Origin of the sequence: Corynebacterium vitaeruminis (assembly GCF_001054325.1) — a bacterium.
Classification (GTDB): domain Bacteria; phylum Actinomycetota; class Actinomycetes; order Mycobacteriales; family Mycobacteriaceae; genus Corynebacterium; species Corynebacterium vitaeruminis_A.
On record NZ_JVVM01000014.1, the window covers coordinates 1 to 313 of the forward strand.

Below are 313 nucleotides of genomic sequence, written 5' to 3' on the forward strand. Positions count from 1 at the left end.
TGCCTTCAGTGACGGACTCGCCGAGCTCCGGCATCTCAACATCGGTGGCAGAACCGGAAGCGGCCTTTGGAGCCTCCTTCTTTGGCTCTTCAGCCTCTTCCTTCGGAGCCTCGTCCTCGTTCTCCTCAGCGGAATCGTCAGCGCCTTCCGACTCTTCGCCCGGCTCGCCGACCTTTGCGATGACCTCGCCGACATCAACAGTGTCGTCTTCTTCAAAGAGAATCTCGGTGAGAACACCGGCGACCGGAGATGGAATTTCAGTATCGACCTTGTCGGTAGAGACCTCGAGCAGCGGCTCGTCGACCTCGACGGT

General features: G+C 59.4%; 1 protein-coding gene. It reads right to left on the bottom strand.

Annotated features, from left to right (window positions below; translation table 11 throughout):
- Window positions 1-313 (bottom strand): biotin/lipoyl-containing protein (locus ADA16_RS03295; RefSeq protein ID WP_048759172.1); only part of this gene is annotated, 313 nt, incomplete at both ends.